22 protein-coding genes are annotated in these 23,825 nt (G+C 63.6%); 15 read left to right on the top strand and 7 right to left on the bottom strand.

Going from position 1 to position 23,825, the window contains the following annotated elements; translation table 11 throughout:
• Nucleotides 1–21 precede the first annotated feature (21 nt).
• The 4 genes from ACFE8X_RS05275 to ACFE8X_RS05260 all read right to left on the bottom strand — a co-directional run bounded on the left by ACFE8X_RS05275 (nt 22) and on the right by ACFE8X_RS05260 (nt 4,223).
• Nucleotides 22–1,104 (bottom strand): ABC transporter ATP-binding protein, encoded by a 1,083-nt coding sequence (locus tag ACFE8X_RS05275; protein ID WP_375450402.1) that lies wholly within the window; start codon nt 1,102–1,104, stop codon nt 22–24.
• An 11-nt stretch (nt 1,105–1,115) separates the two neighbouring features.
• A complete protein-coding gene (locus tag ACFE8X_RS05270; RefSeq protein WP_375450401.1) occupies nt 1,116–1,952 on the bottom strand; it encodes a carbohydrate ABC transporter permease in 837 nt (278 codons plus the stop codon).
• Complete coding sequence (locus ACFE8X_RS05265; protein WP_375450400.1) at nt 1,949–2,809, bottom strand: carbohydrate ABC transporter permease; 861 nt, start codon at nt 2,807–2,809, stop codon at nt 1,949–1,951. The genes ACFE8X_RS05270 and ACFE8X_RS05265 overlap by 4 nt, the downstream gene beginning before the upstream one ends.
• 136 nt (nt 2,810–2,945) lie before the next feature.
• Nucleotides 2,946–4,223 carry an ABC transporter substrate-binding protein gene (locus ACFE8X_RS05260; RefSeq protein WP_375450399.1) on the bottom strand — a complete coding sequence of 426 codons (1,278 nt, stop codon included), beginning with the start codon at nt 4,221–4,223 and terminating at the stop codon, nt 2,946–2,948.
• 105 nt (nt 4,224–4,328) lie between these two features.
• On the opposite strand from ACFE8X_RS05260, the gene ACFE8X_RS05255 reads away from it, so the two are divergent.
• The 3 genes from ACFE8X_RS05255 (at nt 4,329) to treZ (ending at nt 8,322) form a co-directional block, all read left to right on the top strand.
• The gene (locus tag ACFE8X_RS05255) at nt 4,329–5,246 is read left to right on the top strand and encodes a helix-turn-helix domain-containing protein (protein ID WP_375450582.1); all 918 of its coding nucleotides are present in this window, start codon (nt 4,329–4,331) and stop codon (nt 5,244–5,246) included.
• Nucleotides 5,247–5,256: 10 nt separating this feature from the next.
• On the top strand, nt 5,257–6,033 hold the full coding sequence (gene otnI, locus ACFE8X_RS05250) for a 2-oxo-tetronate isomerase (protein ID WP_375450398.1): 777 nt from the start codon (nt 5,257–5,259) through the stop codon (nt 6,031–6,033).
• Nucleotides 6,034–6,471: 438 nt separating this feature from the next.
• Nucleotides 6,472–8,322, top strand: coding sequence for a malto-oligosyltrehalose trehalohydrolase (gene treZ / locus ACFE8X_RS05245; protein WP_375450397.1), 1,851 nt, complete (start codon nt 6,472–6,474; stop codon nt 8,320–8,322).
• 7 nt (nt 8,323–8,329) lie between these two features.
• On the opposite strand, the gene rsgA is transcribed toward treZ, so the two are convergent.
• Nucleotides 8,330–9,328, bottom strand: coding sequence for a ribosome small subunit-dependent GTPase A (gene rsgA / locus ACFE8X_RS05240; RefSeq protein ID WP_375450396.1), 999 nt, complete (start codon nt 9,326–9,328; stop codon nt 8,330–8,332).
• 400 nt (nt 9,329–9,728) lie between these two features.
• Here rsgA and ACFE8X_RS05235 point away from each other — a divergent pair, with 400 nt between their 5' ends.
• The 5 genes from ACFE8X_RS05235 to ACFE8X_RS05215 all read left to right on the top strand — a co-directional run bounded on the left by ACFE8X_RS05235 (nt 9,729) and on the right by ACFE8X_RS05215 (nt 15,028).
• The gene (locus tag ACFE8X_RS05235; protein ID WP_375450395.1) at nt 9,729–10,715 is read left to right on the top strand and encodes an MlaE family ABC transporter permease; all 987 of its coding nucleotides are present in this window, start codon (nt 9,729–9,731) and stop codon (nt 10,713–10,715) included.
• Nucleotides 10,716–10,717: 2 nt separating this feature from the next.
• A complete protein-coding gene (locus tag ACFE8X_RS05230) occupies nt 10,718–11,491 on the top strand; it encodes an ABC transporter ATP-binding protein (protein ID WP_375450394.1) in 774 nt (257 codons plus the stop codon).
• A gap of 3 nt (nt 11,492–11,494) precedes the next feature.
• On the top strand, nt 11,495–13,372 hold the full coding sequence (locus ACFE8X_RS05225; RefSeq protein WP_375450393.1) for an MlaD family protein: 1,878 nt from the start codon (nt 11,495–11,497) through the stop codon (nt 13,370–13,372).
• A 9-nt stretch (nt 13,373–13,381) separates the two neighbouring features.
• Nucleotides 13,382–13,972 (top strand): ABC-type transport auxiliary lipoprotein family protein, encoded by a 591-nt coding sequence (locus tag ACFE8X_RS05220; protein WP_375450392.1) that lies wholly within the window; start codon nt 13,382–13,384, stop codon nt 13,970–13,972.
• Between the two features lie 183 nt (nt 13,973–14,155).
• A complete protein-coding gene (locus ACFE8X_RS05215) occupies nt 14,156–15,028 on the top strand; it encodes a phosphatase PAP2 family protein (protein ID WP_375450391.1) in 873 nt (290 codons plus the stop codon).
• Here ACFE8X_RS05215 and ACFE8X_RS05210 read toward each other — a convergent pair.
• Nucleotides 15,025–15,750, bottom strand: coding sequence for a GntR family transcriptional regulator (locus ACFE8X_RS05210; RefSeq protein ID WP_375450390.1), 726 nt, complete (start codon nt 15,748–15,750; stop codon nt 15,025–15,027). The two genes, ACFE8X_RS05215 and ACFE8X_RS05210, sit on opposite strands and share 4 nt — an antisense overlap.
• Before the next feature lie 244 nt (nt 15,751–15,994).
• Between ACFE8X_RS05210 and ACFE8X_RS05205 the strand changes: the two genes are divergently transcribed.
• The 6 genes from ACFE8X_RS05205 to ACFE8X_RS05180 all read left to right on the top strand — a co-directional run bounded on the left by ACFE8X_RS05205 (nt 15,995) and on the right by ACFE8X_RS05180 (nt 21,846).
• Nucleotides 15,995–17,083, top strand: a complete 1,089-nt coding sequence (locus tag ACFE8X_RS05205; protein WP_375450389.1) for an ABC transporter ATP-binding protein — start codon at nt 15,995–15,997, stop codon at nt 17,081–17,083.
• Between the two features lie 31 nt (nt 17,084–17,114).
• Nucleotides 17,115–18,401: a PotD/PotF family extracellular solute-binding protein gene (locus ACFE8X_RS05200; protein ID WP_375450388.1), complete on the top strand. Its 1,287-nt coding sequence runs from the start codon at nt 17,115–17,117 to the stop codon at nt 18,399–18,401.
• Nucleotides 18,402–18,607: 206 nt separating this feature from the next.
• Nucleotides 18,608–19,465, top strand: a complete 858-nt coding sequence (locus tag ACFE8X_RS05195) for an ABC transporter permease (RefSeq protein WP_375450387.1) — start codon at nt 18,608–18,610, stop codon at nt 19,463–19,465.
• A gap of 1 nt (nt 19,466) precedes the next feature.
• Entirely contained in the window at nt 19,467–20,288 is an 822-nt protein-coding gene (locus ACFE8X_RS05190) for an ABC transporter permease (protein ID WP_375450386.1), read from the top strand.
• Between the two features lie 5 nt (nt 20,289–20,293).
• On the top strand, nt 20,294–21,025 hold the full coding sequence (locus tag ACFE8X_RS05185) for an aspartate/glutamate racemase family protein (RefSeq protein WP_375450385.1): 732 nt from the start codon (nt 20,294–20,296) through the stop codon (nt 21,023–21,025).
• Nucleotides 21,022–21,846 carry a GNAT family N-acetyltransferase gene (locus ACFE8X_RS05180; RefSeq protein ID WP_375450384.1) on the top strand — a complete coding sequence of 275 codons (825 nt, stop codon included), beginning with the start codon at nt 21,022–21,024 and terminating at the stop codon, nt 21,844–21,846. The genes ACFE8X_RS05185 and ACFE8X_RS05180 overlap by 4 nt, the downstream gene beginning before the upstream one ends.
• On the opposite strand, the gene ACFE8X_RS05175 is transcribed toward ACFE8X_RS05180, so the two are convergent.
• A complete protein-coding gene (locus ACFE8X_RS05175; protein ID WP_375450581.1) occupies nt 21,824–22,537 on the bottom strand; it encodes a phosphoribosyltransferase in 714 nt (237 codons plus the stop codon). The genes ACFE8X_RS05180 and ACFE8X_RS05175 overlap by 23 nt on opposite strands.
• Before the next feature lie 73 nt (nt 22,538–22,610).
• Here ACFE8X_RS05175 and ACFE8X_RS05170 point away from each other — a divergent pair, with 73 nt between their 5' ends.
• Nucleotides 22,611–23,777 (top strand): M20 aminoacylase family protein, encoded by a 1,167-nt coding sequence (locus tag ACFE8X_RS05170; protein WP_375450383.1) that lies wholly within the window; start codon nt 22,611–22,613, stop codon nt 23,775–23,777.
• Nucleotides 23,778–23,825: the final 48 nt, after the last annotated feature.

The following is a 23,825-nucleotide window of genomic DNA, read 5'->3' as shown; positions in this document are numbered from 1 at the left end:
CTTCTTCAAACTTTAGTGCGGCTAGCGAATGCGCTTGCCGGAATTGTCGAACAAATAGGCCTGGTCGGCGGCAATGGAGACCGTCAGGCTGTTGCGATCGAGCTCATGGCGCGATTCTTCGCGCTCGATGACGAGCTGCTCGCCGGTCTTGGTATTGGCGTAGATGTAACTGGTGGAGCCCAGATGTTCGGCCACGTCGATATCGACGGTGATATCGGCGGTGCCGGCGCCGGCCAGCCCGAAATGCTCGGGCCGGACACCGAGCGTGACCTTGTCGCCGACTTTCGGGCCGGACAGGGGCAGGCTAACTTTGGCCTTGCCCTGGTTGGTGAGCTCCAGCGTCAGCGAACCGGCGGTGGCGGCGGTCACGACGGCAGCCATGAAGTTCATCTTGGGCGAGCCGATGAAGCCGGCGACGAACTGGTTGGCCGGATCGTCGTAGAGGTCGAGGGGGCGGCCGGCCTGCTCGATAATGCCGTCGCGCAGCACCACGATCTTGTCGGCCAGGGTCATGGCCTCCGTCTGGTCGTGGGTGACGTAGATCATGGTGGTGCCCAGCTCCTTGTGGAGGCGGGCGATTTCGACGCGCATCTGCACGCGCAGTTCGGCATCGAGGTTGGAGAGCGGTTCGTCGAACAGGAACACCTGGGGTTCGCGCACGATGGCCCGGCCGATGGCGACGCGCTGGCGCTGACCACCCGAAAGCTGCTTGGGGCGGCGTGCCATCAGCGGCTCGATCTGCAGGATGCGGGCGGCATTCTGCACCCGCCGGTTGGTATCGGCCTTGTCGTTGCCGTTCATGCGCAGGCCAAAGCTGAGGTTCTGTTCGACGGTCATATGCGGATAGAGCGCATAGCTCTGGAACACCATGGCGATGCCGCGATCGGCCGGCTCGACATCGTTGACCTGGCGGCCCGCGATATCGATCTCGCCGCCCGAAATGTCCTCGAGGCCGGCGATCATGCGCAGCAGGGTGGACTTGCCGCAGCCCGAGGGACCCACGAAGACGACGAACTCGCCATCCTCGACCTCAAGGCTGACGCCGTGGATGATCTCGACCGATCCGAAGGACTTGACGACATTGTTGAGTGAAACACCGGCCATCTGCGCTTCTCCTATTTGACGGCGCCGGCAGCGATGCCGGCAATGAAATGGCGCTGCAGGAAGATAAAGACCACCAGCATCGGTGCGGTGAGCATGACGGCGCCGGCCATGATGCCGCCCCAGCTCACCTTGGTCAGCCCGATCAGGGTGCCCAGGGCCACGGGCGCGGTCATCGCGTCGGGCTTGGAGCTGATCAGCAGGGGCCAGAGGTAATTGTTCCAGGAATGCAGGAACAGGATGATGGACAGTGCCGCCAAGGTTGGGCGGGCCAGCGGCAGGGCGACGTGGAGGAATATGCGCCATTCCTTAACGCCCTCGACGCGGGCAGCATCGAACAGCTCGCCCGGCATCATGGTGAAGGCCTGGCGCATGAACAACACGCCCAGCGAATTGAACAGCGGCGGCACGATCAGGGCGATCCAGGTGTTGGCGAGCTTGAAATCGCGCGCCACCATGATGAACTGGGGAATGACCACCACGGCATAGGGCAGGGTGATGGTGCCCAGGATGATCGCCACCACCAGGCGCTTGCCCAGGAACTGGTAGCGCACCAGGGCCCAGCCGGCCATGGAGGTCAGCATGACCGACAGGATGGTATAGGTCACCGCCACGAAGATCGACACGCCCATGGCATGCAAGAAGTCGGTATCGGCCTGCAGATTATTGAAATTGTTGATGAAATTGGTCGAGGGCAGCAGCACGATGCTGGGGCTGAAGATGCCGTTGTCGGGCATGGTGGCGAAAATGGCCATCATCCAGAGCGGGAACAGCCAGAGCACGGCCAACGGGGTCATGACGGCATGCAGGGCGATGGAGCGAACGAGTTCGGCGCTGGATTTGCTTTTCATTTCGGTTCACGCCCCAGCCAGAGATTGATCAGCGAGATGGCAACGGCAAGCCCGGCCATGGTGTAGGCGATGGCCGAGGCATAGCCGAAGTTGAGCGAGGTAAAACCCTGGCGATAAAGGAAAATGCCCAGTGTTTCGGTGCCCCCGCCGGGTCCGCCGCGATTGGTGATCAGGAAGGGTTCGGTGAACAACTGCATGGTGCCGATGATCGACAGGACGATGCAGAACAACAGGATGGGCTTGAGCAGGGGCAGGGTGATGTAGAAAAACTGGCGGGTCTTGGAGACCTTGTCGAGCGTGGCCGCCTCATAGACGTCCTCGGGGATCGACTGCAGCCCTGCCAGGATGATGATGGCGTTGTAGCCGGCCCAGCGCCAGGTGACGGCGATGACCAGCAGCGCCATGGCGGGCGTGACGTTGGAAAACCAGTCGATGCTGGGCAGATGCACGGCGTTGAGGAACTTGTTGATGATGCCGAAATCGAAATTGAACATCAGCCGGAACACGGCGGAATAGGCGACCTCGCCGACCACGACGGGCGCGAAGAAGGCGAAGCGGAACAGGCCGCGCGCCTTGAGCAGGGGCGAGTTCAGCAGCACCGCCATGACAGTGGCGAGCGCGATCATCACCGGCACCTGGATGACCAGGATGATCATCGTGTTCTTGAAGGCGTTGAAGAACGCCGGGTCCCCGATCAGCCGGCTCCAGTTGATCGCCGGTGCGTAGCGCCACGGCACCGTGCGCGTCGCCTGGAACGAGATGAGGAAGGAATTGATGATCGGCCAGAGCCAGAAGGCCGCGAAAATCAGCAGGTATGGCGCCAAGAATCCGTAGGCGACGCGGTTGCGCAGCTTCATACATCAGCCTCCCATCGATGGCCGGGCTATTGCTGTCCCGTTGCCCACCAGAAGTCGCTCCCGGGCCTGACCCAAGCGCGTTCATGCATTGTGCAAAACACCCCCGGGCCAAGCCCGAGGGTGCGGATCGCGGAGATTATTCGGCGAGGGGCAGGCCGGTCGCCGAAGCGATCTGGTTGGCCGCATCGTCCAGTGCTGCCTTGGCATCGGCATATTCGCCGGCCAGGAACCTGGTCTGCACCGAGCGCACGATAGCCTCGGCATCGCTCTGGAACGGGGTGCCACGGCTGGGAACGATCTTGGGCAGGGTGCTCAGGATGTCCTTCCAGATCGCCTGGCCGCCCCAGTAGGACTGCGATTCGGCGACATAGGGGTCTTCGGTGGCGGCGGTGAGCGAGGGGACCAGGCCCATCGTGGACAACATCTTCACCTGGCCCTCGACAGTGCCCAGGGTGTAGTTGACGTAGGCGTAGGCCGCTTCCTTGTTCTGCGAAGCCGAAGTGATGGCCAGCGAGGAGCCGCCCAGATTGGCGGCGTGGGGACCATCGGCGGTCATGCTGGGCATCATGTAGACGCCCCACTTGCCGTCACCCGAGGGCGCAGCCTGGCGCAGCGAGCCTTCATACCAGCCGCCATAGAGCTGGGACGCCACCGTGCCCGCTTCGTTGTTGGTCAGCTTGCCGGCCCAGTCGGCGGGGCTCATCAAGCCGGCATCCTTCATTTCCTTGACCTTGGTCAGCGCCGCGACGCAGCCAGGCTGGTTGACGGTGATGGACTGCCCGTCATTGCTGAAATAGGCACAGCTCTGCTCGTTGGCGAGCATGCGCAGCCATTCCGTGTCGCCGTTGAAATCGGCATTGGTCATGGTGACGCCGGGATTGGCTTCCTGGATTTTCTTGCCGGCGGCAATGAAATCGTCCCAGGTCGAGATCGTTGCCGGATCGACACCGGCCTTTTCGTAGAAGTCGCGGCGATAGAACATCACCACCGGGCCCGAATCCCAGGGCATGGCATAGGCGACATCGCCCACTTCAAGCTCGGTACGCTTGAAGTCCGGGAACTTGGCCTGGTCCTCGGCGGTGTAGCCAAGCGTCTTGAGGTCCGCGAAGCAATCGGGGAACTGGCTCCAGAAAATCTCGGCTTCGCCGTTTTCTACCGAAACGACGTCCGGCAGGCCTTCGCCGCCGGCGGCACAGCCTGCCAGGGTCTTGTCGAACACCTGCTGGTTGCCGATGTCCTCGACCGTCACCTTGACGTCGGGAAACTGCTTGTTGAAGCCCTCGACAGTGGACTGCAGCGATTGGGCAGCGCTGTTCCAGCTCCACACGGTGATTTCGCCGGACTGTGCAAAAGCAGAGCCAGAAGCCATGGCCGTGGCGAGCGCCAGCGTCGCGCAGGCAAGTTTAATGCGCATTGTAGTCCTCCCTTTTAATTTGCTCTTATGTCGAGCCCTTTCTAAGCTATCCAATTCGTGAGCATTGTCACTCACTTTAGGAATGCGCAGTTGCCGGAAAGTAAGATGCAGGTTCAGCGCTTTTATGTGCCCGAAAGCGACGGTGTCGAAGTCCTGCCGACACGCCTGACCATGTTCCACTCCTCCCCGGCCCTGATGCGATCGCCGCACTGGCATGCGCAGGTCGAAGTCAATTTCATCGTGCGCGGCTGGGCGCACTACCGCATGAGCGGGCATGAGATCACCTTGCGCCAGGGTGACCTGGCCCTGTTCTGGGGCGGGCTGCCGCATCAGCTGGACATGGCATCGGCCGATCTGGTTTATGCCGGCGGACACCTGCCGCTGGTGCATTTTTTCTGCTTGCGCCTGCCCGAGCGCGTGCCCCAGCAGTTGATGCAGGGGGCAACCCTGGTCACCGACGCCACCGATGCCTCGGACCCGCTGGCATTTGCACGCTGGCACAGTTATGCCGCGTCCGGGGATCCGCTCAAGGCGCAACTGGCGGTGGCAGAACTGCTGCTGCGCCTGGAGCGGATGCGGTTCGATCCATATCGCCTGGTGTCCTCGAACCGGCCCGGTGCCGCGCGCGACAGCGGGCTGGACCCGCACTCACCTCGTATCATCGTAAGACTGTGCGACTTCATCGCCGACAATTTCCGCGAGGAAATCGACAGCAACGATATCGCTGCGGTGGCCGATATTCATCCCAAATATGCGATGAGCGTGTTCAAGAAATCCACCGGCATGACGCTCAACGAATATGTGAACCTGCTGCGGCTGAGCTATGCCCAGGCGCAACTGATGCTGGACGATGCCAATATCCTGCAGGTGGCGATGGATAGCGGATTCGGCTCGCTCAGCGCCTTCAACAAGGCATTTCGCAAGATCGCGGGAATGTCGCCCACAGATTTCCGTCGCGATGGCCGGGCCCGCCCCACCATTTCCAGCATGCCGCGGCTAAGCCCCGAGCCGCAATACAATTAAGGCGATTGCCGTGCCCAGATTTTCAGCCAACCTGTCGTTTCTCTACCAGGAAGTGCCGTTTCTCGATCGCTTCGCCGCTGCGGCCGCCGATGGCTTTGTAGCAGTCGAATATGTGGGGCCCTATGATCATGCCCCCGAGGTGATCGCCGAATTGCTGCGGCGGCACAATCTGGTCCAGGCGCTGTTCAACCTGCCGGCGGGCGATTGGGCGGGCGGTGAACGCGGCATTGCCTGCCTGCCCGACCGGGTGGCGGAGTTCGAGGCCAGCGTGACCACAGCGATCCGCTATGCCCAGGCCCTGGGCTGCACCAGGCTCAATTGCCTTGCGGGGATCGCGCCGACCGGAGTTGCACGCGAGGGTCTGCAATCGGTGCTGGTGGCCAATTTGCGTCATGCGGCACCCCGGCTGGCCGAGGCGGGAATCAGGCTGGTGATGGAGCCGATCAACCAGCGCGACATGCCCGGGTTCTTCGTGTCGCATACCGATCATGCCGAGGAGATATTGGCGGCAGTGGGGTCGGATAACCTGTTTTTGCAATATGACATCTACCACACCCAGGTTACGCAGGGCGACCTGCTGGCAACCTATGAGCGGCTGCGCGGACGGATCGCCCATATCCAGATCGCCGACAATCCGGGACGCCACGAGCCGGGCACGGGCGAAATCAGCTACGTCAATGTGCTGGCTGCCTTGGACAGGCTTGGATATGACGGGTTCGTGGGCTGCGAATACAAGCCGAAAACCACGACGAGCGCCGGGTTGGGATGGATGGCGCCCTACCGGTAAAAGGTTCAAGGCGGGCGGCGGTCCGTTTCGTACCATTGCTGACCCACTTTCTGCTGCTGGAACAGGGCACGTCGGCTGGAGTTGTTTCCTCGGCGGGAGATAACACGGTGGCGCAGGCTGACCTGGAAACACTCGGCACGTCCTGTGCCCATATTTGCGTCGACATGCAGCGCCTGTTTGCCGAGGAAAAGGACCGGTATGCGCCTTGCGCTGGGCCAAGGTGACGCGCGAGCATCTGCCTTGGCGATCTGGCTGCGACAGATGCGCTGTACAGTTCAGCCGACGAAACCCATGACGCCATGCTGCGTATCTACGAAAGCCGCTTTGGCATGCAGTTGCATGCCTGCACCACCCAGGAGGTCCTCGATGCTTGGAAACCCCAGCGCACCCGGATCATCGTCGCCCGATCCTGTTGAGCACCATGACTGGAGTCCCGCCGTGCCTGACAATCTGCGCTACCAGACCAATTCGGCGCGCGCCCACAAGATGCGCTTTGGCGCCGAACTGCGCACGACAGGAACCCGCTTCAAGCTTTGGGCGCCCAATTGCCCAGCTGTCCGGCTCAAGCTCGAGGGCCGGTCCGAGCTGCTCGACCTCGAGCCCCGGCGCGAAGGGTGGCACCGGCTTGAAGTGCCAGGCGCCATGGCCGGGACACGCTATAGTTACGTGCTGCCCGACGGCCGCGAGATCGCCGACCCCGCGTCGCGCCATCAACCCGATGGCATCGAAGGGTTCAGCGAAGTCATCGATCCGGCCGCTTTCGCCTGGAGCGATGCGGCATGGCGCGGGCGACCGTGGGAAGAGGCGGTCATCTATGAACTGCATGTGGGCGCGTTCAGCGCAGACGGCACTTTCGCGGCGGTCATCAAGCATCTCGATCATCTGGTAGCGCTCGGCGTCACCGCGATCCAGCTGCTGCCGCTGGCGGCGACCTATGGCGCGTTCAACTGGGGCTATGACGGGGTGCTGTGGTTTGCGCCAGCCACCGCTTATGGGCGGCCCGAGGACCTCAAGGCGCTGGTCGATGCCGCCCATGCGCGCGGTCTCATGATCATTCTGGATGTGGTTTACAACCACTTCGGCGCGACCGGCAACAGCCTGCCTGCGCTGGCACCGATCTTCACCAAGGCGCACCAGAGCCCTTGGGGGGAAGCGATCAATTTCGATGGCGAGAGCGCCGCCGAAGTGCGTGAACTGGTCATCGAGAACGCGATCTACTGGCTCACCGAGTTCAATATGGATGGCCTGCGGTTCGACGCCGTCCACGCCATGATCGACGACAGCACGACGCACATTCTGGAAATCGTCGCGGCACGCGCCCGCGCGGCCCGGCCGCACCGCCATATCCATCTGATCGTCGAGAATTCGGAGAACCAGGCGCGCTGGCTCAAGCGCAACAATGGCCTTGAGCCGGTGCATTTCAACGCGCAGTGGAACGACGACCTGCACCATCTGCTGCATTCGGCCGCCACCGGCGAGATCACCGGCTATTATTCCGATTTCCATAATCTGGGATTTGGGGCGGACAAGCTTGGGCGCGCCCTGTCGGAAGGCTTCGTTTATCAAGGGGAGTTCAAGGAACGCGAAGGCAAGCCACGCGGCGAGCCGAGCGGCGGCCTACCGGCCACGGCATTCGTGAACTTCATGCAAAACCATGATCAGGTGGGCAACCGCATCAAGGGCAACCGGATCACCGAACTGGCAAGCCCCGAAGCGATCAAGGCAATGGTCTCGATCTATCTGCTGGGTCCGCACATTCCCATGCTGTTCATGGGCGAGGAATGGGCGGCTCGGGAGCCTTTTCCGTTCTTTTCCGACCTGCCGCTGGACCTGCACGAGATCGCCCGCGAGGGCCGCCAGGAGGAACTCAAGGGCACTCCCGAGCATGAAGACCCTGACAAACCGGATGTAAGCGAAGCGGTTGATCCTACCAGCATCGCGACATTCCTATCGGCCAAGCTGGATTGGACGGCGCTCGGCAAGGAGGAGCATAGCGACTGGCTCGCTTATTACCGTACGCTGATCGATTTGCGGAACCGGGAAATCGTGCCCCGGCTGCCGGGCATTGGCGGCTTTTCGAGCCACTACGACGTGCTGGGTGACAATTCCGTGCTGGTGGGCTGGAGATTGGGCGACGGCTCGGTGCTGCGGCTCTACCTCAACCTGAGCAGCCGGGCGCAAAAGAACGTGCCACCCGTTCTTGGTCGCCGCGTGTGGCTGGAAGGGTTCATCGATGAAACGGGGCTTGGTCCCTGGACGGTGCTGTGGACGATCGACATCAACGGTTGAGTGCGGCTCAGCGCTTCTTGCCGCGACGGGTTGGGGCCGGCGTATTGCTCTGGTTTTCCTCCGAGAGCTTGCGCCAGCGCGCCAACCGTTCGGGATCCAGCGAACCGGCCGCTATGGCGGCCTGCACGGCGCAGCCGGGTTCGTGCGCATGGGTGCAATCGCGAAACCGGCACAGCGGCGCCAGGTCGGTGATTTCGGCGAACAGCGTGTCGATGCCCTCAGCCAGATCGCTGACATGCAGCGTGCGGATGCCGGGCGTATCGATGATCCAGCCACCGCCGGCCATGGCATGCAGCGAACGGGAGGTGGTGGTGTGGCGACCCTTGGCGTCCTGTTCGCGGATGCCGCCGGTTTGCTGGGGCAGCGCCTGGTCGGGGCCCGCCAAGGTGTTGACCAGCGTCGATTTGCCGACGCCCGACGAGCCGATGACGGCGACGGTCTGGCCTGGTCCGGACCACGGCGCCAGCGCCGCTGCAGCATCCGGCAGGCGGGGGTTGAGCGTGACGACGGCAAGATCGCGCTGCAGCGCTGCGGCCTGTTCCGCATAGGGGCGGGGATCGTCCACGGTATCCGCCTTGGTCAGGACGATCACCGGATCGGTGCCTGCCTGGTTGGCCAGCGCCAGATAGCGCTCCAGCCGGGCCGGGTTGAAATCGGCGTTGCAGGAGGTGACGATGAACAAGGTATCGATATTGGCGCCGGCCAGTTGCGGGCTCCTGGCGCCTTCGCCGCGCCGTTGCAGCACCGTGCGGCGCTCCAGCCGCCGCGCCAGCAGATCGCTGTGCGGATGCACCAGCACCCAATCGCCCACGGCATAGTCACCGGTATTGGCATGCGCGGGCAGGACCAGCGCCATCGTGCCGGTAGGTGACAGCCCTGTCATCCGGGCCCGATGGACATTGGCGACGCGGTGGGGGACCAGCGCCATGTCCTTCGGCCCGATCTGGTCGGCGAAAAAGGCGGACCAGCCCAGGCGCCCCAGCGCGGGATCGATCGGTTCCGTCATGATTGATTGGGATGAGGCGGCGTGGCGGGCATGCAAATGTCCTGGCGAAACTGCAGGCCGTTGGGCCGGCATGATCCTGCTTAGCAGGATTCGGCACGGGGCAGGGCGGCAAGGTTCCGATTGTGTCCATCGCACCGCATAATCGCAAAATCGGTCATCCAGCGTACGGCCACGATTGCCAACCGGAGCGCAAAATGTCCTTTTGCTGGCGCGGGATGATTTGCGCGTTCGATCCGGCCCGCCGGAAGCCAGAGTTGCGATGGATCGTCAGATAAGTTTGGCCGACAGACCGGGACCGGAACAGATCATCCGCTGTTCGGGTGACTGGACGTCGGCGACCGCAGGGTCCCTGGAAGCCGAACTCACCAGGTTTCAATTACCCCCGAATTCCGGGCGTTCGGTGCGCCTGGATATCGGCGATATCGGCAGGCTGGATACGATCGGGGCCTGGCTGTTGAGCAATTTCCAGCGCGGCCTCGCTGGTGGCGGCGCGCAACTGGTCGGCGGTTCGGACCAGCACCGGCGATTGCTGGAGCGAATCGGGCAGTCCGACCTGAGCGAATCGCCGCGGCGTCCGCGCGGCAATATCCTTCTGGTGCCGTTCGAGCAGCTTGGCCGCATCATTATTGGCAGCGGCCAGGATGCCTTTGCCGCCAATGCGGTGCAGGGCCGGCTCCTTGCCGCACTGGGCCGCACGGCGAGCCTGCAGGCGCCGCTGCGCTTTGCCAGTTTCATCAACCAGTTCGAGCAGATCGTGCTGCGCGCCATTCCCATCGTGGCGCTGATCTCGGTGGTGGTCGGCGCCATCATCACCCAGCAGACAATTCTGCAATTGCGGGCCTTTGGCGCGGTGATCTTCGTCGTCGACCTCGCGGCCATCCTGATGTTCCGCGAAATCGGGGTGCTGCTGGCGGCCATCATGGTGGCCGGGCGCTCGGGTTCCGCGATCACCGCCGAAGTCGGGGCGATGCGCATCCGCGAGGAATTCGACGCCTTGCGCGTCATGGGGGTCGATCCGTATCAGGCGCTGCTGCTGCCGCGCGTCGTGGCCCTGGTGGTCGGCCTGCCGCTATTGGCGTTCGTCGGCTCAATGGCGGGGCTGTTGGGTGCAGCGCTGGTCGCCCGGTATTATGGTGACGTTCCGTTCAATATCTTCATCGACCGGTTGCGCGACGTGATGACGCCGACCAGCCTGTTGGTGGGCATGATCAAGGCGCCGTTCATGGCGTTTCTGATTGGCCTCATCGCCTCCATCGAGGGCATGAAGGTGGAAGGCTCGTCCGAAGCGCTGGGACGGCGCACCACCTCTTCGGTGGTCAAATCGATCTTTGTGGTCATCGTCGCCGACGGGTTGTTTGCCGTGTTCTTTGCCGCGATCGGATTTTAGCCATGCTGGACAGCGCAGCACCAGCGCCGGTCGTCACGGTCCGCGACCTCGTCGTCGCGGTTGGCGGCCGTTCGGTCATCAACGGCTTGACCTTCGAGATGCGGCGCGGCGAAATTCTGGGATTGATCGGGCCGTCCGGGGCGGGCAAATCGGTCACCCTGCGCGCCATTATCGGGCTGTTACCGCATAGCGGGGGCAGCGTGGGCATGCTGGGGCGCGATTATGCTGCGCTCAACCGGCGCGAGCAGACCGAGACCCAGCGCAACTGGGGCATCCTGTTTCAGCAGGGCGCGCTGTTTTCCTCGCTGACGGTGCAGGAAAATATCGAGTTCCCGATGCGCGAGCACCTGCATCTGTCGGGGCCGTTGCGGCGGTCCATTGCCCGGGTCAAGCTCGATCTGGTGGGCCTGCCGGCGTCTGCCGCACTGCTCTATCCGTCCGAACTCTCGGGCGGCATGATCAAGCGGGCCGCTTTGGCGCGGGCGCTGGCGCTGGATCCGCAAATCCTGTTTCTCGATGAGCCGACAGCCGGTCTCGATCCGATCGGCGCCGGCAAGTTCGACGAGTTGATCGTCACGCTGCGCGATACGCTGGATCTGACCGTGCTGATGGTGACCCATGATCTCGATAGCCTCGCGACCGCCTGCGACCGCATCGTTGCCCTGGCGGACGGCAAGCTGTTGATGGCGGGGACCCTGGCGCAAATGCGGGCCAGTCCCCATCCCTGGCTGCAGGACTATTTCCACGGCCCCCGCGCCCACAACCTCGAAGGCTAGCCCATGGAAAACAATGCCAATTACGCGATCGTGGGCGCATTGGGGACGGCGGTCCTGGTGGCGCTATTCGCCTTCGTCTACTGGTTTGCCGGGCCGGCGAGCAATACCTCGACCAAAGCCTATGACGTGGTGTTTACCGGGCCGGTATCGGGGATCGGGCGGGGCACGGACGTGCTGTTCAACGGCATCAAGGTGGGGCAGGTCAATACCGTCGCGCTTGACCCCAATGATACCAATCGCGTAGTGGCGCGTGTCGAGGTGGACGCCACCGCGCCGGTCAAGGCCGACAGCCGGGTGCTGATGGGCTTTCAGGGCCTGACGGGGGTCGGTTCGCTGCAGTTTTCGGGCGGGACCGAGCAGGCCGGCGAGCCGGTCGCCGCACCCGACAGCGCCGTGCCGGTCCTCTATGCCGAGGCGTCCAACTTCCAGTCCATCCTGGATGGGCTGTCCACCACCGTCAATGGCGCGGCCACCGCCGTGGACCGCATCAACTCCATCCTGGACACCAATGACACCCGGCTCAATACTGCCATGGCGAATGTCGAAACCTTCACCAATGCGCTGGCGGCCAATTCCGAGGGCGTCGAAAGTTTTCTCGCGACGGTATCGGAAGCAGGCGAAGCGATCGCACCGCTGGCAGAGGAAATCACCACCCTGTCGAGCGATCTGCGCGGGCTGATCGATGCGGTTCCCCCCGATACGGTGGCCCAGGCGGTCACGGACGTTTCGACGTTCACGCAGAGCCTTGCCCGCAATTCCGGCGAGATCGACAAACTCTTTGCGACCACGTCCAAACTGGCGGATAACTTGACCGGCTTGACCGACGGCTTGAGCGCCAGTGTTGAGGTTATCGACCGGGTGGCGGCACAGATCGATCCGGAAGTGGTGGGTCGGGTGCTGACCAATGTCGATACGTTCTCGACGCGCCTCAATTCCTTGACCACCGATCTGCAGGGCCTCGTGGCGGCCGTTCCGGCTGAGGACCTGGCGCGAACCATGACCAATGTCGCCAGTTTCACCGATACGCTGTCGCGCAATTCCGGCAAGGTCGACGAATTGTTGGCCGACGCCTCGGCCGCCGCCGACAATCTGAACACGCTGACCGATGGCCTCAGCGGCAGTGTCGCGGTGATCAACCAGGTCACTGCTGAGGTCGATCCCAAGCTGATCGCCCGCGTACTGGCCAATGTCGATACTTTTTCCACCGACATCAACGCGCTCTCCACCGACCTGCGTGGCCTGGTGGCGGCGGTGCCGCCCGAGGAGGTGTCGCGCACGCTGACCAACGTCGCCACGCTCACCGATACGCTGTCGCGCAATTCGGGCCAGATCGATGCGTTCTTTGCCGGCACTTCGGGCCTATCGGAAAACCTCAATGCCCTGATCGCCGGGCTGACCGACAGCGTGGCGGTGATCGACAAGGTCACCGCCCAGATCGATCCGGAAGCGGTGGGGCGCGTCATCGGCAATATCGACGACTTTTCCGCCTCGCTGGGCAGCAATGCCGGCAATGTCGACACCATCGTCGCCAATGTCAGCACGGTGTCGGAAAACCTGATCGCTTCGGTGGATCGGATCAACGCCATTCTCGAGCAGGTCGATGGCTCGGTATCCGGCGCCGACGGGCAGGGGCTGTTCGCCGAAATCGGCGCAGCCGCAACATCGGTTCGGCAGTTGGCCGACCAGCTCAATGCCAGCACCGCCAGAATCGCGGTGGGATTGAGCGACTTCACCTCCGGCGGGCTGTCGGAATATTCGGCCCTGGCGGTGGATGCACGCTCTACGTTACAACGGCTTGACCGTGTGGTACGCAATCTCGAGAATAACCCGCAGGGTCTGATCTTTGGCGGTGAAACTGTCCGTGACTACAACAAGCAGTAGAGCTGCCTTATGAACACCACACGTCGCTTCTTCATGCTTGGCGGTGCGTCCGTCCTGACGCTCGGCCTTGCGGGATGCTTTGGCGCGCGCGCGCCGCTGACCTTCGATCTCGGCAGCGTCGCCCAGGCCGGGTTGCGCCGCCGATCCTCGCGCGTGGTCGTGATCACCCTGCCCAAGGCGGTGCAGACCTATGATTCGCAGCGCGTCGTCGTGCGCGAAGCGGGCAATGTGCTGAGCTATCTGCCCGACGCGCAATGGTCGGACACCCTGCCGCGGCTGGTGCAGACCCGGTTGTTGCAGACTTTCGAGGCCAGCAATTTCCCCAATATCGGGCGACCGGACGACCAGCTCTCCGTCGATGTTACCCTCGCCACCGAACTGCGGGCCTTCGAGGTCGATGTGGGCGCCGGCAATCTGGCGACCGTAACCATCAACGCCAAGCTGGTCGACGAACGGCGCGGCGCCATCTTTGCCAGCGACAGCTTTACCGCCACCCGGCCAGCCGCGGTCGATCCGACCGGCGCGGCGATCAATGCGCTCGATCTGGCGCTGCAGGATGTCATGAGCCAGATCCTGGTCTGGACCGCCCGCACGGCGTAGTTGGCGCCGGCTTCAGCACCTGGTACAGTCGTTCAACGCTACCAATATTCGGCCCTTGCGGGACGGGTCTATCCAAGCGCAATCTGTGGTGAAGCCGAAGGCGGCTGCCATGACAATGTCGTCATGGCGCATTATCAGCGCAATCCAAGCAGCTTGAACGGCAATCCAGGACGCAGCGCGGCGATGAACGACAGCAAGCAGTTGATCGGTTCGATGCTCCAGGTCGGTGGCGCGGCCAAGTCGTCGGCCTGTGCCGGGCGATTGCGCGCGGGTGTCCGGCGCCTGTTTGCCTGTCCGGCGTCTCGCCAAGGCGGCAGCGCGCCGCTGGAGCGCCCGGAGGTTATCCTCGCTGCCTTTTTAGTGCTGGCCACCTTTTTGATGGCAGGGGCAGACTATTGGCTTGGCCTGTGGATGCAGTCCTTTCCATCGCATTTGCTCGGGCTGTCTCGCACCATTACCGATCTTGGCGAGGGCGTGCAGGTTCTGGTGTTGTCCGGCGTTATCCTGATTGTCAGCATATTCGTTCCCGTGGCGCGCCTTCGCCGCAGGGCCGTCGTGGGGATAAATGCCGTAACCGCCGCAGCCGCATTCGTCTTCCTGTCCGTTGCCGGGGGTGGAACCACAGCGCTGCTGCTGAAATATGCCATCGGGCGCGCGCGACCGGAGGCTCTGGGCGCCGAGGGATATTTGCAGTTTCGGCCATTTTCCATGGATTCGGATTTTTCCGCCTTTCCATCCGGACATTCGGCGACGGCGGGTGCCATGGCGGTTTCGCTTGCCTTGGTATTTCCCCGGCTTCGCCCGATCATAATGCCGGCGGGCGTGCTGATCTGCGTGTCGCGGCAACTGGTCGGCGCCCATTGGAGCAGCGATACGGTCATGGGCTGGGGGCTGGGAGTGGCGTTCACCTTTTGGGTAGCGCATGTGTTTGCCCGGCGTGGCCTGGTGTTCGGCTACGATAGCGATGGCGGCTTGCGCCGACGCGATTGCCGGTCGCTGTTCGGCTCTCGCTGGTGGCTATCAGGACAGGGCCGCGGCAAGGCAGCCCGACTTTAACGGGCCAGCGCCTCGCGCAAGGGCAGGCCAGTGGTGACCCGTAAATCCAGGTCCGATTCAATATGGTCGATATGGGCCAGCAGCAATCGGCTGGCCAGATCGCCATCGCGCTGTTCCAGCGCCAAAAGAATGTGACCGTGATCGCTGTGGCCGCAGCTCGAAGCGCCGGACCGGCCATAAAGCGCGATCACCAGCGATGAGCGCGCCACCAGCTCTTCCATGAAGCGAAGCAGGATGGCATTGCCTGCAACCCCCGCCAGCAGCAGGTGAAAATCGCCCGATGCGTGGATTTCGGCCCGGCGGGCGCTGGGACCCCGCTCGGTGATCAGCCGCGTTTCGTCCGAAAGCCGCAGGCGGAATGCCGCAATATCCGCAGAGGTGATGCGCTCGGCCGCGGCTTTGGCGATGCCCGGCTCGATCAGCCGGCGCGAGTCGAAGACCTGCCGCGCTTCACCGGGCGTGGGATTGGCGACAAAGGCACCGCGATTGCGTTCGGTGCGCACCAGCCCCTCGAACGAGAGCATCTGCAAGGCCGAGCGCGCTACCGTACGGCTGACCTCGAACAGCGTACCCACTTCGGCTTCGCTGAGCTTGGTGCCGGGCGCCAGCCGGCGATCGACGATGGCGTCGCGCAACTGGTCGCGGATCAACATGGCACGATCCTCGGAAGCGCCGGATGGCGAGAGATCGAGTTCGGCAACTTTCATCAGTTCGCTAGCCATACCCTTTCATAGCGTGAATTTGCACGGAGGGAACGCCCAGACTGGATACAGAGCGAAGAAAGATTGCATACGATTTTGGCTTCCATTGCAAACATCAGCCTGTTTTGTGAGCAGATTTGGGCCTTGCATATCAATCGTGCAATGACGATGGATGAAACTCACAAATGAAAACAAAAGGTTAACGTATGGCGGCGGGCTTGGCACGGCGCCTGCATATCCCTTGGCAAAAAGAGGGCAATGCCGGATGTCGAAAGCCGCCGAAATCGATCTTGCCTCGGTCTCCAAGATTTATGGTGCCACCACGGCGGTCGATGCCATCAGCCTCAAGATCCCGGCCGGCAGTTATTGCTGCCTGCTTGGACCATCCGGCTGCGGCAAGACGTCGACCCTGCGCATGATTGCCGGGCACGAAAGCGTATCCATCGGCGATATCCGCCTGGGGCAATCCGTGGTGACCAATTTGCCGCCGGCGCAGCGCGACACCTCCATGATGTTCCAGTCCTATGCGCTGTTTCCCCATCTCGACCTGGTCGACAATGTTGCTTTCAGCCTCAAGATGGCTGGCGTCCCTGCCGAGCAGCGGCGCGCCCGCGCGCTCGACATGCTCAAGCTGATGCAGATGGACGCCTATGCCACGCGCCGGCCGGCGCAGCTTTCGGGTGGCCAGCAACAGCGCGTGGCGTTGGCTCGCGCGCTGATCACCGATCCGGAAGCATTGCTGTTGGACGAGCCGCTGTCGGCGCTCGACCCGTTTCTCAAGATCCGCATGCGGGCCGAGCTCAAGAAGCTGCAGAAGAGCCTCGGCATCACCTTCGTGCACGTGACCCACAGCCAGGAAGAGGCGATGGCGCTGGCCGATTTGATCGTCGTCATGAATGCCGGGCGGATCGAGCAGGCGGCAACGCCACGTGAGGTCTTTGAACGCCCCGCGACCGCCTTCGTGGCGCGCTTCATGGGCGATCACAATGTCGTTTCGGGCAAGGCGACCGGCGCGGCCGTTGGCCTGGTGACCTTCGAAATTGTCGGCGGCGGCAGCTTGTCGGCCTCGGGCGAGCCGCGCGCGGCCGGCGCAGTGGTGGATATCGGCATTCGGACCGACCATGTGCGGCTGGGCGAAAGTCCGGCCAAGGGCCTCGGCTTTACCGGGCTCGTGACCAATGTGGAATATCGCGGTGCCTCGGTGAAGCTCTCCATCGACGGTGTCGGGATCGAGGATTTCACCGCCATTGTCGACGACAAAAGCTTTTTCAAAACGCCCGTGTCGGTCGGCGACGCGGTGCCGCTGCATTGGGACGCCGAGGACGCCATCGTGCTCGGCCAACTCGATCGATAACGCCACTTTCAACCAGCAACAGGGGTTAGCAATGACTGAAAAGACCAAGACCAGCGGCATCTCGCGCCGCAATCTGCTCAAGGGCGGCGCTGCCGCGGCGGGCCTTGCCGTGGGTTCGGGCGCGATCACCGGCTTCCCGACCATCTGGGCGCAGAACCCGATCACGCTGCGCCAGTTCGGCACCGGCGTCTCCAACATCAACGCCATCGCCGACAAGTGCAAGGAAGACCTCGGCATCACGCTCGAGATGACCGCGACGGATTCGGACGCGGCCGCCCAGCGCGCCGTCACCCAGCCCGATTCCTACGACATCGCCGACATCGAATACTGGATCCTCAAGAAGGTTTATCCGACCGGGGTGATCCAGCCGATGGATATCAAGAAGCTGAAATATTACGACCAGATCGTGCCGCTGTTCAAAACCGGCAAGCTCACGCCCGACAGCGTGATCGCGCAGGGCACCGCGCCGCACACGGTCGGCTACGTCGAGGCCGCCGGCGACAAGACCTTCGCCAAGAGCGAAACCGGCCTCTTCACCATGGTGCCGACCATCTACAACGCCGACACGCTCGGCATCCGTCCCGATCTCGTCGGCCGCGACATCACCAAATGGGCCGACATCATGGATCCGGCCTTCAAGGGCAAGGCGGCCATCCTCAACATCCCGTCGATCGGCATCATGGACGCCGCCATGATCATGGAATCGATGGGCAACATCAAATATGCCGACAAGGGCAACATGACCAGGGAGGAGATCGACAAGACGATCGACTTCCTGATCAAGGCCAAGCAGGACGGCCAGTTCCGCGCCTTCTGGAAGTCGTTCGACGAGAGCGTCAACCTGATGGCTTCGGGCGAGGTGATCATCCAGTCGATGTGGTCCCCGGCCGTCGCCGCCGTCCGCTCGAAGGGCATCGCCTGCAAGTACCAGCCGCTGCAGGAAGGCTATCGCTCGTGGGGCGGCGGCCTCGGCCTCGCCGCCCATCTCGAAGGAGCGCAACTCGATGCGGCCTACGAGTACATCAACTGGTACACGTCGGGCTGGGTCGGCGGCTACCTCAACCGCCAGGGCTACTACTCGGCCGCAATGGACACCGCCAAAAAGTTCATGACGGACGACGAGTGGGGCTACTGGATCGAAGGCAAGCCCGCCATGGGCGACATCATGTCGCCCGAGGGCAAGGTCATGGAAAAGGCCGGCGCGGTGCGCGACGGCGGCTCTTTCGAGGAGCGCATGGGCAAGGTCGCCTGCTGGAACTCGGTGATGGACGAGGACCGCTACATGGTCAAGCGCTGGAACGAGTTCATCGCGGCTTGATGAATCCTGACTTTGATTGTCGGATGATCACCTTCTCCCCTTGAGGGAGAAGGTGTCCGAAGGGCGGATGAGGGGGTGTTTACACGGGCACTGAGCACGCGGAGAGAACCCCTCACCCGCAATTCTGCTGAACGCAGAATTGCACCCTCTCCCGCAAGGGGAGAGGGGCGCGGTGAGCGGTGCTGCTGGAGACATGAGAAAAACCTATGAACACCCTGCTCGCCCGCGCGACGCCCTATCTGCAGGCAGCCCCGCTGCTGCTGATCCTCGGCTTCTTCCTATTGATCCCGATCCTGCTGCTGCTGGTCGTGTCGTTCTGGGACTACGACTTCGCCGGCATGTATCCCGATTTCCTGACCATGAATTATGCCGAAACGCTCGGCTCGTGGGTGACCTGGAAGACGTATCTGAACACGCTCAAATTCGCTGCCATCGTGTGGGCTATCACCAGCGTGCTGGGCTTCTGGGTCGCCTATTTCCTGGCCTTCCATGTGCGGACGGCGGCAATGCAGATGGTGCTGTTCCTGGTCTGCACCGTGCCGTTCCTGACCTCCAACATCATCCGCATGATCTCCTGGATTCCGGTGCTCGGGCGCAATGGGCTGATCAATTCGAGCCTGGTTTCGGCCGGCATCATTGCCGAGCCGATCGAGTGGCTGCTGTATTCCGATTTTGCCGTGATCCTGGCCATGGTGCATCTTTACACCCTGTTCATGGTCACTCCGATCTTCAACACCATGATGCGGATCGACAAATCGCTGGTGGAGGCGGCGCGCGACGGCGGCGCCAGCGGCTGGCAGATCATCTGGAATGTCATCCTGCCGCTGGCCAAGCCCGGCATCGCCATCGGCACGATTTTCGTCGTGACGCTGGTCATGGCCGATTTTTCCACCGTGCAGGTGATGAGCGGCGGCCAGAGCGCCTCGGTGGCGCTGATGATGAAGAACCAGATGTCGCTGCTGCAATATCCGGCGGCAGCGGCCAACGCCATCGTGCTGCTGGCGCTGGTGCTGCTGATGGTCGCGGGCATTCTGCGTATCGTCGATATCCGCAAGGAGCTTTGAGATGAACCGCGAGAAACGCAGCGCCGGTTTTTATGTCCTCGCCGGGTTCTTCACGCTCTTCGTGCTGTTCCTTTATGGTCCGCTGTCGGCGGTGTTCATCCTGTCGTTCCAGGGGCCCCGGGGCGGGCTGACCTTCCCGCTGAACGGGGTTTCGTTGCACTGGTTCACGAACCTGTTCGAAAAGCAGGCGGTCGGCGATTTCGGCGCCAGTTTCGGGCGTTCGTTCATGCTTGGGCTGTTGGTGATGGTCTCGACGGTCGTCGTGGCGCTGCTGGCGGGCCTGGCGTTCCGGCGCAAGTTCCTTGGTGGCACGCCGCTGTTCTACCTGACCATCGCCAGTCTCGTCGTGCCCTCGATCATCGTCAGCTTGGGCATCGGCGTGCTCTACCAGCAGATCGGCATCCGCCCGGCCTGGTTCAGCTCCGCCTTCGGCGCACACCTGACCTGGACGCTGCCGTTCGGCGTGCTGATCATGTTCGCCGTGTTCAACCGCTTTTCGCCAGCCTATGAGGAAGCGGCGCGCGACCTCGGCGCCAGCGCTTGGCAGACCTTTCGCTACGTCGTCTTGCCGATGATCGCGCCCAGCCTGATCGGGGTGGGGTTGTTCGGCTTCAGCCTGTCCTATGACGAATTTGCGCGCACGCTGCTGACCTCGGGCAGTTCCAACACCCTGCCGCTCGAAATCTACGGCATGACCACCAATGTCACGACCCCGGTGCTCTACGCGCTGGGCACGGTGACGACACTGTTCTCGTTTGCCGTCATACTCATCACGCTGCTGTCCATCATCCTGATCGGCCGGCGCCGGGCCCGGATCATCTGACCGCCATGCGTATTCTCGTCGTCAATCCCAACACCACAGCCAGCATGACCGCGATGATCGCCAAGGCCGCGCAGGCGATTGCAGGGGCGGGCACCGAGATCGTCGCCGCCACATCAGGCATGGGGCCGGCCTCCATCGAGGGTTATTACGACGAGGCTTTCGCGCTGCCCGGCTTGCTGCTGGAAATCAGCAAGGCGGAGCGGGCCGGGGCCGATGCGGCGGTGATCGCCTGCTTCGACGATACCGGGCTCGATGCGGCGCGGGCCATGGCCACAATTCCGATCCTCGGCATCTGCGAGGCGGCCCTGTCCACCGCGAGCTTCATCGCCAAGCGCTTCACCGTGGTGACCACTATGGAGCGCTCGCGCGTGCCGATCGAGGAACTGGCATGGCGCTACGGCATGGCGGGCCGGGCCCGCATCCGCGCCGCCGACATTCCCGTGCTGTCGCTGGAGGATGCCAATTCGGGCGCTCGCGATCGCCTGCGCAGCGAAATCGCCTTGGCCATCGCCGAGGACAAGGCCGAGGCGATCGTGCTGGGTTGTGCCGGGATGGCGGATCTGGCGCAGACGCTGCAGCGCGAATTCGCCATGCCGGTGATCGACGGGGTCGGCGCCGCCGTCAAGCAGGCCGAAGCGCTGGTATCGCTGGGCCTGACCACGAGCAAGCGCGGCGCCTATGCCACTCCGGTACCCAAGGCGTATGCCGGAGCACTTGCCGAGTTCGCGCCGGCATGACGCGCACCATCCGCAGGCTGGTCTTGCCGGAAATCGGCACGCTGCTGGGCTGGGCATGCGACGAAGGCTGGAACCCCGGCCGCACCGACGCGACTGCGTTCGCCAGTGTCGACCCGGACGGATTGATCGGGGCCTTTGTCGGCGGCCAAATGGTCGCGGCTATCGCGGCAGTCGCCTATGACGCGAAGTTTGGCTTCATCGGGCTCTACATCTGTCATCCGGCTTATCGGGGGCAGGGGCATGGCCGGGCCGTGTGGGACGCGGGGATAGCGCATCTGGGCCAGCGCACTATCGGCCTCGATGGCGTGCCCGAGCAGCAGGCCAATTATGCGCGCATGGGCTTTGCGATTGCCTATCAGACCATGCGGATGACGGCGCTTGCCCCTGCCGGTGCGATGGCCGGCGATCTGGTCCCGGTGCAATCGGCGCGCGTCTTGCAGGCGCTCGACCGGCAATGCTTTCCGGCAGAGCGGGGCCGCTTTGTTGGGCATTGGCTGGAGCCGCCCAATCGCGGCCTGGCGCTGATGCGCGACGGCGCGGTGGCGGGCTGCGTGGTCATTCGGCCCTGCGTGGAGGGGCACAAGATCGGCCCGCTCTTTGCCGCCGACGACGCCGACGCCAAGGTGCTGCTTGCAGGTGCGATGCACTTTGCCACGGGAATGGTGCAGATCGACGTGCCGCGGTCGCGATCGGCGTTCCTCGCAACGCTGGGCGCGTCAGGCTTCGCACCCGGCTTCGCCACGGCCCGCATGTATCGCGGCGCGGCGCCCGCCATCGACATGACGCGTGTTTTCGGCATCACCAGCCTGGAGCTGGGCTGACGTTCTGGATCGGCAGCCAATGGCCGGTATCGGTGCGGCTGAAGCGGGGCGAGGCGAGCGGCGCCATAATCGTGTCGCGATGGGCCTCGAGCGGCGCTTGCCAGTTTGTGCCCTGCAACATGGCGAACACGATGCCGACCGGCTCGATGCCCGCCAGCGCGAGCAAGCGGAGCACCGCCACCATCGAGGCGCCCGAACTGACGACGTCATCCACCACCAGCACGCGCTTGCCGAGGAGGAGCGGCAGGCTGCGTGGATCGAGGAAGATGGTCTTCTGGTGGGTCGGGCTGGTGATCGAGGACATGGGCGCGGAAAGCGCGTCCTGGTACCAGAATTTTCGCGATGTTCCCAAAGCGACCATGCGCGCATGGCCCAGGCGGCGTGCGACCGAGTTGGCCAGCGGCAGGCCCAAGGTCGGCACGCCGATGACCACGTCCGGCGCCAGTGGCGCGGCAAGGGCGCTCATCGCGGAGGCCAGCGCGTCCTCGACCGCGAAGCTGGCCTGGTTGACGATGAGCGAGGCGACGGCCGTCTTGCCATCGCCGGGCAGGACGCGCAGCGGCAGGAGGAGTTGGCGGCCATCGCCGAAGGCTGCGGGATAGCTGTCCACGAACCCCTCGGACGGCGCCGCCTGATGGGTGCCCGGGGGGTCGATGGCCTGCCAGAAGTGATGTGGTTCAAGCGTGGAAATGGGAAGGTTCCTTGCTGGCGGCGACCGAATGAGGGATGTTGGGGCCACTGTGTTTCCAAGAGCTTAGCAAGCCATGACCGTCCCGGACAACGACCCTTTCGAGATCGAGGCCATGATCGCCCTGCGCCGCGACCTGCATGCCCATCCCGAGCTGGGCTTTGAGGAAGTGCGCACCAGCGCGATCGTCGCGGCGCAGCTCGAAGCGGCAGGGATCGCGGTGCATCGCGGGCTGGGCCGAACCGGCGTGGTGGGCAGCTTGCGCGTGGGGCAGGGCACCCGTGCCATTGCGCTGCGGGCGGACATGGACGCCCTGGCCATGCCCGAACTGTCGGACCTGCCCTATGCATCGGCCACGCCCAACACCATGCATGCCTGCGGCCATGACGGGCACACGGTCATGCTGCTGGCGGCCGCACGGCATCTGGCGCGGACGCGGGCGTTTTCGGGCATTGTGCATTTCATCTTCCAGCCCGCCGAGGAGGGACGCGGCGGCGCCAGGGCGATGATCGAGGACGGATTGCTCGAGCTGTTTCCCGTCGATGCCGTTTACGGGCTGCACAACATGCCGGGGCTCGCGACCGACCAGATGGCAGTCGTCGCCGGACCGCAACTGGCATCCTCCGATAGCTGGGAGGTCACGTTCCGAGGCATCGGTACCCACGGCGCCAAGCCGCATCTGGGCCGCGACGCCATGACCGCCGCCGGCCACTTCCTGGGCATGATCCACACCATCGTGGCGCGGCGGATCGATCCGCTGCAGCCCGCGGTGGTCAGCGCCTGTGCCATGACCGGCGGCGATTTCCGCGCGCTCAACGTCATTCCCGATACGGCGCGCATCGGGGGCACGGCACGGGCTTATACGGCCAGCGTGCGCAACCAGCTCGAGGCCGAGATCGGGCTATTGGCGCAGGGCGTGGCGCAGACGTTCGGCATTGCGGCGGACTATGAATTTTTGCGGCGCATCCCGCCCGTGGTTAATGACGCCGATGCCGCGCGGCGGGCGCTCGCGGCGGCACAGGCTGCAACGGGGCAGGCGGTCATCACCGATTTCCCGCCATCGACGGCTGGCGACGATTTCGCGTTTTTAGGTGCGGCGGTGCCGGGTGCCTATGTGTGGCTAGGAAATGGCCCGGCGGTGGACGGCGCGTTGCATCATAATTCGCGGTATGACTTCAACGACGACGCGATCGTCACGGGGGCGCGGTTCTGGACGACGCTGGTGGAGCAGGAGCTGCGGTAGGCCCCCTCATCCGCCCTTCGGGCACCTTCTCCCACAAGGGGCGAAGGG

Origin of the sequence: uncultured Devosia sp., assembly GCF_964244875.1 — a bacterium.
Lineage (GTDB): Bacteria > Pseudomonadota > Alphaproteobacteria > Rhizobiales > Devosiaceae > Devosia.
This window is presented reverse-complemented; position numbering and strand designations above follow the sequence as displayed.